This window comes from Kitasatospora sp. NPDC007106 (assembly GCF_040634455.1).
GTDB lineage: Bacteria > Actinomycetota > Actinomycetes > Streptomycetales > Streptomycetaceae > Kitasatospora > Kitasatospora arboriphila.
In genome coordinates, this window is sequence record NZ_JBEYFP010000317.1 from 1 (window position 1) to 6,688 (window position 6,688).

General features: G+C 74.3%; 6 protein-coding genes. All 6 read left to right on the forward strand.

What is annotated here, in order from left to right:
• The first annotated feature begins 35 nt into the window (after positions 1–35).
• On the forward strand, positions 36–1,379 hold the full coding sequence (locus ABZ641_RS21955; RefSeq protein ID WP_344626094.1) for a serine hydrolase domain-containing protein: 1,344 nt from the start codon (positions 36–38) through the stop codon (positions 1,377–1,379).
• Positions 1,380–1,752: 373 nt separating this feature from the next.
• Entirely contained in the window at positions 1,753–2,019 is a 267-nt protein-coding gene (locus tag ABZ641_RS21960) for a hypothetical protein (RefSeq protein ID WP_344626093.1), read from the forward strand.
• Between the two features lie 3 nt (positions 2,020–2,022).
• Entirely contained in the window at positions 2,023–3,300 is a 1,278-nt protein-coding gene (locus ABZ641_RS21965) for a M14 family zinc carboxypeptidase (protein ID WP_359984141.1), read from the forward strand.
• 534 nt (positions 3,301–3,834) lie between these two features.
• Positions 3,835–4,503, forward strand: a complete 669-nt coding sequence (locus ABZ641_RS21970; RefSeq protein WP_344626091.1) for a hypothetical protein — start codon at positions 3,835–3,837, stop codon at positions 4,501–4,503.
• A 196-nt stretch (positions 4,504–4,699) separates the two neighbouring features.
• Positions 4,700–5,404 carry a TNT domain-containing protein gene (locus tag ABZ641_RS21975; protein ID WP_359984143.1) on the forward strand — a complete coding sequence of 235 codons (705 nt, stop codon included), beginning with the start codon at positions 4,700–4,702 and terminating at the stop codon, positions 5,402–5,404.
• Between the two features lie 199 nt (positions 5,405–5,603).
• Positions 5,604–6,688, forward strand: a 1,085-nt coding sequence (locus tag ABZ641_RS21980; protein ID WP_359984146.1) for a thioesterase domain-containing protein, incomplete at its 3' end; no start/stop codon positions are given.

The following is a 6,688-nucleotide window of genomic DNA, read 5'->3' on the forward strand; positions in this document are numbered from 1 at the left end:
GACGGCCCGGGGCCGGGCCGGAAGGGGCGGGCACCATGACCATCGTTCAGGCTCGAACACCGCACCGGCGCGGCCGGTTGGGGACGCGGCTCGCTGCCGTCGCCCTGGCCGGTGCCACCGCCGTCACGCTCGCCCCGACAGCGGCGGTGGCGGCGGGAGGGACGGGCGCATCGGTGTCCGGAACCGGGTCCGCGGAGGAACGACGGCCCCGCGTCGACGGACAGCAGGAGCTGCGGGACCTCGTGGAACGCGGGGGGACGACCGCCGCGCTCGCGGAGATCCGGTTCGCCGGCCGCCCCCAGTGGCGGGGCGCCGCCGGGACCGCCGACCTGGCCACCGGGCAGCCGGCCCGGGCGGACGGCCGGTTCCGGATCGGCAGCGTGACCAAGACCTTCGTGTCGACGGTCGTCCTCCAGCTGGTCGGGGAGGGCCGGCTCGGACTGGACGACCCGGTCGAACGGCACCTGCCGGGGGTCGTCCCGAACGGCGCAGCGATCACCGTGCGGCAACTGTTGAACCACACCAGCGGCCTGTTCAACTTCACGGAGGACGAGCGGTTCCTGGTCAGGAACGAGGCCGACCTGCAGGATTTCGCGTACGGCGGGTGGCGTTACCGCGACTACCGCCCGCAGCAGTTGGCCGCGGTCTCCGCCGAGCACGCGCCGTACTTCACGCCGGGGCAGGGCTGGCACTACTCCAACACCGACTACGTTCTCGCCGGGATGATCGTCCAGAAGATCACCGGGCGCACCTGGCAGCACGAGGTCGAGCGCCGGATCGTCCGGCCCCTGCACCTGGACGACACGACGTTCCCCGGCTCCGAGACCGGCCTCGGCGGTCCGCACGCCCGCGCGTACCTCGACATGCCGGCGGGGCCGGCCGACATCACCCGGCTCGACCCGACCGTCGTGGACGCGGCCGGCAACGGCATCTCCACCACCTCCGACCTCAACCGCTTCCACGCCGCACTGTTCGGCGGGAAGCTGCTGCGGCCGGCCGAGACGGCCGCGCTGACGGACACGGTGCCGACCACGATCGAGGGCGCGCGGTACGGGCTCGGCGTGGTCCGGATCGACCTGGGACCGGGCTGCGAGGCGGCCTGGGGCCACGACGGCAGCCTCCCCGGCTGGAGCACCCTGCTGCTCGGCAGCCGGGACGGACGGCGGCAGTTCGCACTGTCGACCAACCCGTACGTGGGCAAGGACGACTCGGCGAGCGGGGATGCGATCGGCTCGCTCATCGTCAAGACGCTGTGCGACCCGGGGACGGCCGCGGGCGCCGTCGCGGGTTCCACCGCCGAAGCGGTCCCGGCTCCGAGGACCGTCCCCCGGACCGGCCCGGACCTTCGCGTCGAGGGCGGCGGCCCGTCCGCCCGCTGAACCCCGGCTGAACCCCGCCGGGCGGCGGCGGGCGGCGGCGGGCGGCGGCTGTCACGCCGTCGCGACGGGCGATCGACACCCGCCACCGCCCCACCGCCGCCGGCGGTTGGCGTCCGGGGCCCGGTGTGCCAGGCTGAAGGAGTGCGTGGGTTCCCCGCACCCGACGGCGGGAACCCCGGCTCTGGTGTTCCGGAATTGTCACCGTCCGTCACCCGGCCTGATGCGGGCCGGCGGTGACCCTGTGTACCCGGCGCTCCGGTCGGCCGGGCCCGGAGGCGCCGCCGGACGCGGCGGGCAGTCCCGGCCCCGCGCTCACGCACCGCATCCGCATCCGCATCCGCAGAGCGGGGCCGCCGGCAAGGTGGTGAGTGTCGTGAGCCTGGTTCAGATCGAAGGCTCCGAGGAGGTCCTGCGTGCCGTGCAGGGCATTCCGGAGCTCCACCTGGTGCGTTCGAGCTTGGAGGCCCGTTCCGACTACCGGTACAAGGTCGCGGCGTACGCGTCCGACCAGGCGGTCGAGGCAGCGGTCGCGCAGGGTGCACAGGTGACGGTGGTGCTCTCCTCGGAGGGCGTCGACGAGCACCACGCCCGGATGTCGGCCGTGATCGGCCAGGGGTACACCGAGCGCGGGGAGGTGTGAACGATGCCCCCGCCCTACGCCACACCGACCGTGCCGCAGACACCGGCCCAGATCGAGGCGGCACTCGCCGACCTCGCGGCCACGTTCCCCGCCCTGTGCACGCTCGGTGAGTTCCCGCATCGCAGCGTCGAGAACCGGGAGATCCACTTCATCCGCATCGCGAACGCACCGCAGAACGGCCGTCCGGCCGTGGTGCTGACCGGTGGCGTTCACGCACGCGAGTCCGCGCCGCCGGACGCGCTGGTCCACTTCGCGCAGAATCTCCTGGTGAGCCGCACCACCGGCACCGACATTGTCTTCCCCGCGAGGTCCTGTCGGCCGCTACCGGCCGGGCCGACGGTGAACTACCCTCCGTTCACCATCCCGGCGGTCGAGGTGGAGCGGATCCTGAACGGCGTCGACCTCTACGTCGCACCGCTGATCAATCCCGACGGCCGGCTGTTCGACCAGCTGAACCCGCCGTCCGACCCGATCGGTGCCGGCTGGCGCAAGAACCGGCGGCCCCACCCCAACCCGGCCAGGGTCGGAGTGGACATCAACCGCAACCACGACATCGCCTGGAAGTTCGAGGACTACTACGACATGGGGGTCTACCTGTCCTTCTACCAGGACGGCCCCGCCTCCACCGACAGCAGGGCGGAGACCTACCGGGGACCGTCCGCGGCCTCCGAACCGGAGACCGCGAACGTGCAGTGGCTCATCGACGACGCCAGGGCCACGTACTTCGTCGACGTCCACCAGTTCGGCCGCAAGGTCCTGCTCTGTTGGGGCATCGAGGACAACGGCAGCGACCCGTCCATGAACTTCTCCTCCCCCACCTGGACGAGCAAGCGGGACGGCCTCCGCCCGGGCAGCCCCGGCCTGCCGCCGGACCGCCCCGACTACCAGGAGTTCGTCAGCAACACCCCGCCGCACTTCGTGCGCAAGACCCTCGTCACCATCGCAAGTGAGATGCGCGACGCCATCCTGCGCAGCGCCGGCGTGGACCCGACCGTCAGCACCGCGAAGCCCCAGCGCACCCACTCCACCTACGACGTCGGCCAGAGCGCCTCGCTGTACCACCCGCTGGGCGGACCGGTCACCGGCACCACCGACGACTACGCCTTCCGCCGGCAGTTCGACGACCCGACCAGGGCACCGGTCTTCGCCTTCACCATCGAGACCGGGCACGAGGAGGAGTCCGGGTTCCACCCCGACTACGACAGCCCGCCCGGGCACTATGCAAAGATCGAACGAGAGGTGCATGCGGCACTCGTGGCCCTCTGCAACTTCGCTGCCTGAGCGCCGAGTTGCCGGATCCGGAACCAGTACCGGGTCGGATGGGCCGGCCTCGGTCCGGACCGTGGTGCTACGAGCCCGGCCGGGGAATCGGCAGGCTGTCAGGGCAAGGACGGCGGACGGGCCGCCCTGGCTCCAGTTCAGCGGGCTCTCGCCGCCGCGGCACTGCTGGGACGGACTGTCGATCACCCGGACCAGGCCGGTGGACCTCTGGTAGCAGGCGTGGATCCGGCCGGAGCCGTCCGGGATCGAGGCCCAGCTGATCCCGGCGGCGGTGGCGGTCAGGGCGGCGGCCGGCAGGACGGTTCCGCGTCGGCCGGTGCGAAGGGACATGCGTGTTCCGTTCCTCCCCCCGGGTTCCGTCGGGCGAGGACGCCGCGACGCGCATCCGCGGCCAAGCTAGACCGCGGGCGGCCCGGTTTTCATCCGGTCGGACGGGAGCCCGCACGACCGTGGCGGGAGCGGGGACGGCAGCGGCGGCGGAGGCCCGGCCCGGGCGCCCGGCCCTGTGGTACGTTCCGGGACCGGGGGGCTGTCATGGACGAGACCGCGGACGCACGTGCCGAACTGGACCGGCTGGGCCGGTCGTTGCGGGAGCAACTGGTTGTGCTGATCACCGACCTGGCCCCCGGCGCCGACCTCGGCCTGCTGTTCCTCGACGCACCGTCGGTCGCCGACCGGCACGAGCCGCTGCGCCACCACTACGCCGCCGTGTTCCGCGGCGAACGTCCCGCGGCCGTGACCGCCGCCGGGACCGCCTCCCGCGCGGCCGCCCTCCTCGGCTCGGCCGGCTGGGACGTCACGGCCTCGGAGGAGGACGACGACGGGCAGCGCTGCAGCATGGTCCTCGCCCACCGCGACGGCATCCGCATCCGCGTCCGGACGGGCGACCACACGTCCGCCGTGATGTTCGGCGGCCGGACGCCGGCGCTGGCGTTCGGCCCGGCGGAGCCCTTCCGGCAGCCGGAGCCGGTGCGCACACCGGACACCCTCACACCCGGATACCTGCTCTGCTACGAGTGCGACGGCCTCGGGTGGTGCCCCGGATGCGGCGGCCGGGGGTGGGTGCCCTCCGAACCCCGCGGACGGACCCGCTGCCGGGTGTGCCGCACCGAACGCGTCTGCCCGATCTGCCGTGGCGGGGGCGAGCTGGCCGCCTCCCAGCTGTCGGACTACCAGCGGGGCTACTACCCGGAGCTGGACTGAGCCCACGGCCCCGGCCCCGGCGGCCGCCGGCCCTGGTCTACCGTCAGATCGATTAGCCCGCACGTGTGTTCTCCGACCGGCCGCCGCCGGGGTTCTTCGCGCGCGGAGGGGGTTGCGTGTGCAATGACGGTGCTGTCGGGCGCCGTGCCTCCGGGCACCCGTGCCGCCCGTTGACCCGGTCCCCTTGGAGCTGCCCGTGCGCTCTCTCACGCTCGTCTCGTTGTCCATGGCGGCCGCGCTGCCGCTGACGCTCGTCGCCGCCGCCGGTGAGGCCGCGGCCGCCGCGCCGGCCCGTGCGGCGGCCCGTCAGCTGCCCGCGGACTGTCCCGACCTCCTCCCGCCCGACGACCCGGCCGTCCACTACTGTGGCCGCCCCGAACTCGGTCCGGCCGTCCTGCCGACGACGGGGCCGGTGGCGGCACTGCTGAAGGGCTACCACCGGCTCGGCGGCCTGCAGCCGACCCAGTTCCTCGACTGGTACCGCGTCGGCGACCAGTGGAAGTACCCCGGCAACCGGGGCTTCGCGGAGCTGAACGGCGTCCTCGACATGCACCGGCGGACGATGGCGCCGGGCGGTCTGCTGGACCGCTTCGGGGCCGACACCGGCAAGTACCTGGCGACCGGCGGGACGCCGTACGCCGAGCGCGCCCTGCCGCCGGACTCGCTCAACGGCGCGGGCAACGGCTACCACTGCTACGTGGTGAACCGCGACTTCGACGTGCAGGCGGGCCACATCGCGGCCGGCTTCGCCCAGCCCGGCTTCGGCGTCCAGGAGTGGCTGGACCCGGCCCTCAAGCCGGCCGACTTCGCCGACTCCGAGACGTACAACGTCGCCAACCTGGTCAAGCACGAGTACCTCGCGGACACCGCACCCGAGCGGTGCGCCGCGAACCGCCCCTGAGCGGCCGCCCGCACGCAGCGTCCTGACGGAGAGGGCGGGGGGTGATCCCCGCCCTCTCGGCGTGCCGGGACGCCCGTCCGGCTCCCCCATAGGGAGGGGACGGCCCGAAAGACCCGACGCCGTGCCCATTACCGGCCCGACGGCGATGCCCAATCATGACGGGAGAGTCCATCGCGGGCACGCCAGGAGGGGACCGGGCATGAGGGTAGACGAACTGTTGCCGTTGTGGGCCGGACGCGGCACGGGCCTCCCGGTCTTCTGCCTGCCCCACGCCGGCGGCTGCGCGTCCGCCTACCGGGGCATCGCCCGGGGCGCACCCCCGGAACTCGGCTTGCAGCCCGTCCAGCTCCCCGGCCGGGAGACCCTCGCCCGGCTGCCCCTCTGCGACGACGTGCCGCACCTGGTGGACCTGCTGGGCACGGCCCTGCGGCCGCTGCTGGACGAGCCGTTCGCGCTCGCCGGGCACGGCATGGGCGCGCTGCTCGCCGCCGAGCTGACCGCCTGGCTGGAACGCCGCGGGGCCCCGGCGCCCCGGCTGCTGGTCGTCTCCTCCTGCGGCGGCGACCTTGGGCCGGACGCCATGCCGACCGGCGACCTCGGCGACGCCCGGCTGCTCACGGGGCTCGCCGGGCTCGGCCGGACGGCCCCCGGCCCGACCGCGGACCCGGAGACCAGGGCCCACCTGCTGGACGTCCTCCGCAACGACCTGCGCCTGCTGCGCCGGTACCGGCCGGGCCAGGGCCGGCTGACCGTCCCCGTCCTGGCCATCGGCGGCGACCGCGACCCGGCGGTGACCGCCACGGCGCTGGCCGCGTGGCGCCACCGCACGGACGGCGACTGCCGCGTCGAACTCCTGCCGGGCGGCCACTTCGTCCTCCACGAGCAGGCCGCGGCGGCGTGCGCCCTGATCGCGCGGCAACTCCGGCAGGTGGCACGGCCGTTCGACGTCCTGTCCGCGGCGGACCGGGCACGGCTGCCGGCCGGGCTCGCCGACGCCTTCCCGGCCTCCGCGGAGCAGTCGGCGCTGCTGGCCGACCGCCGGGGGCCGGGCCGGGACGTGGTCGGCGTGCACGTCGAGGCGCCGTTCGACGAGGAGCGGTTCCGTACCGCACTGCGCACGGTGACCGCCCGCCACGACCCCCTGCGCAGTTCGTTCGCGGCGGCCGGGTTCTCCGTGCCGCTGCAGCTCGTCCGGGCGGAGGCGGACCCGCCGCTGGAGGTCGAGACCGGCGGCGGCGCCGCGCTCGTCCGCGCCTTCCAGCGGCGGCGGTTCGCCCCCGGCGC

Coding starts and splice junctions, on each gene's coding strand:
- ABZ641_RS21955 (WP_344626094.1), top strand. CDS start 36: ATGACCATCGTTCAGGCTCGAACACCGCACCGGCGCGGCCGGTTGGGG.
- ABZ641_RS21965 (WP_359984141.1), top strand. CDS start 2,023: ATGCCCCCGCCCTACGCCACACCGACCGTGCCGCAGACACCGGCCCAG.
- ABZ641_RS21970 (WP_344626091.1), top strand. CDS start 3,835: ATGGACGAGACCGCGGACGCACGTGCCGAACTGGACCGGCTGGGCCGG.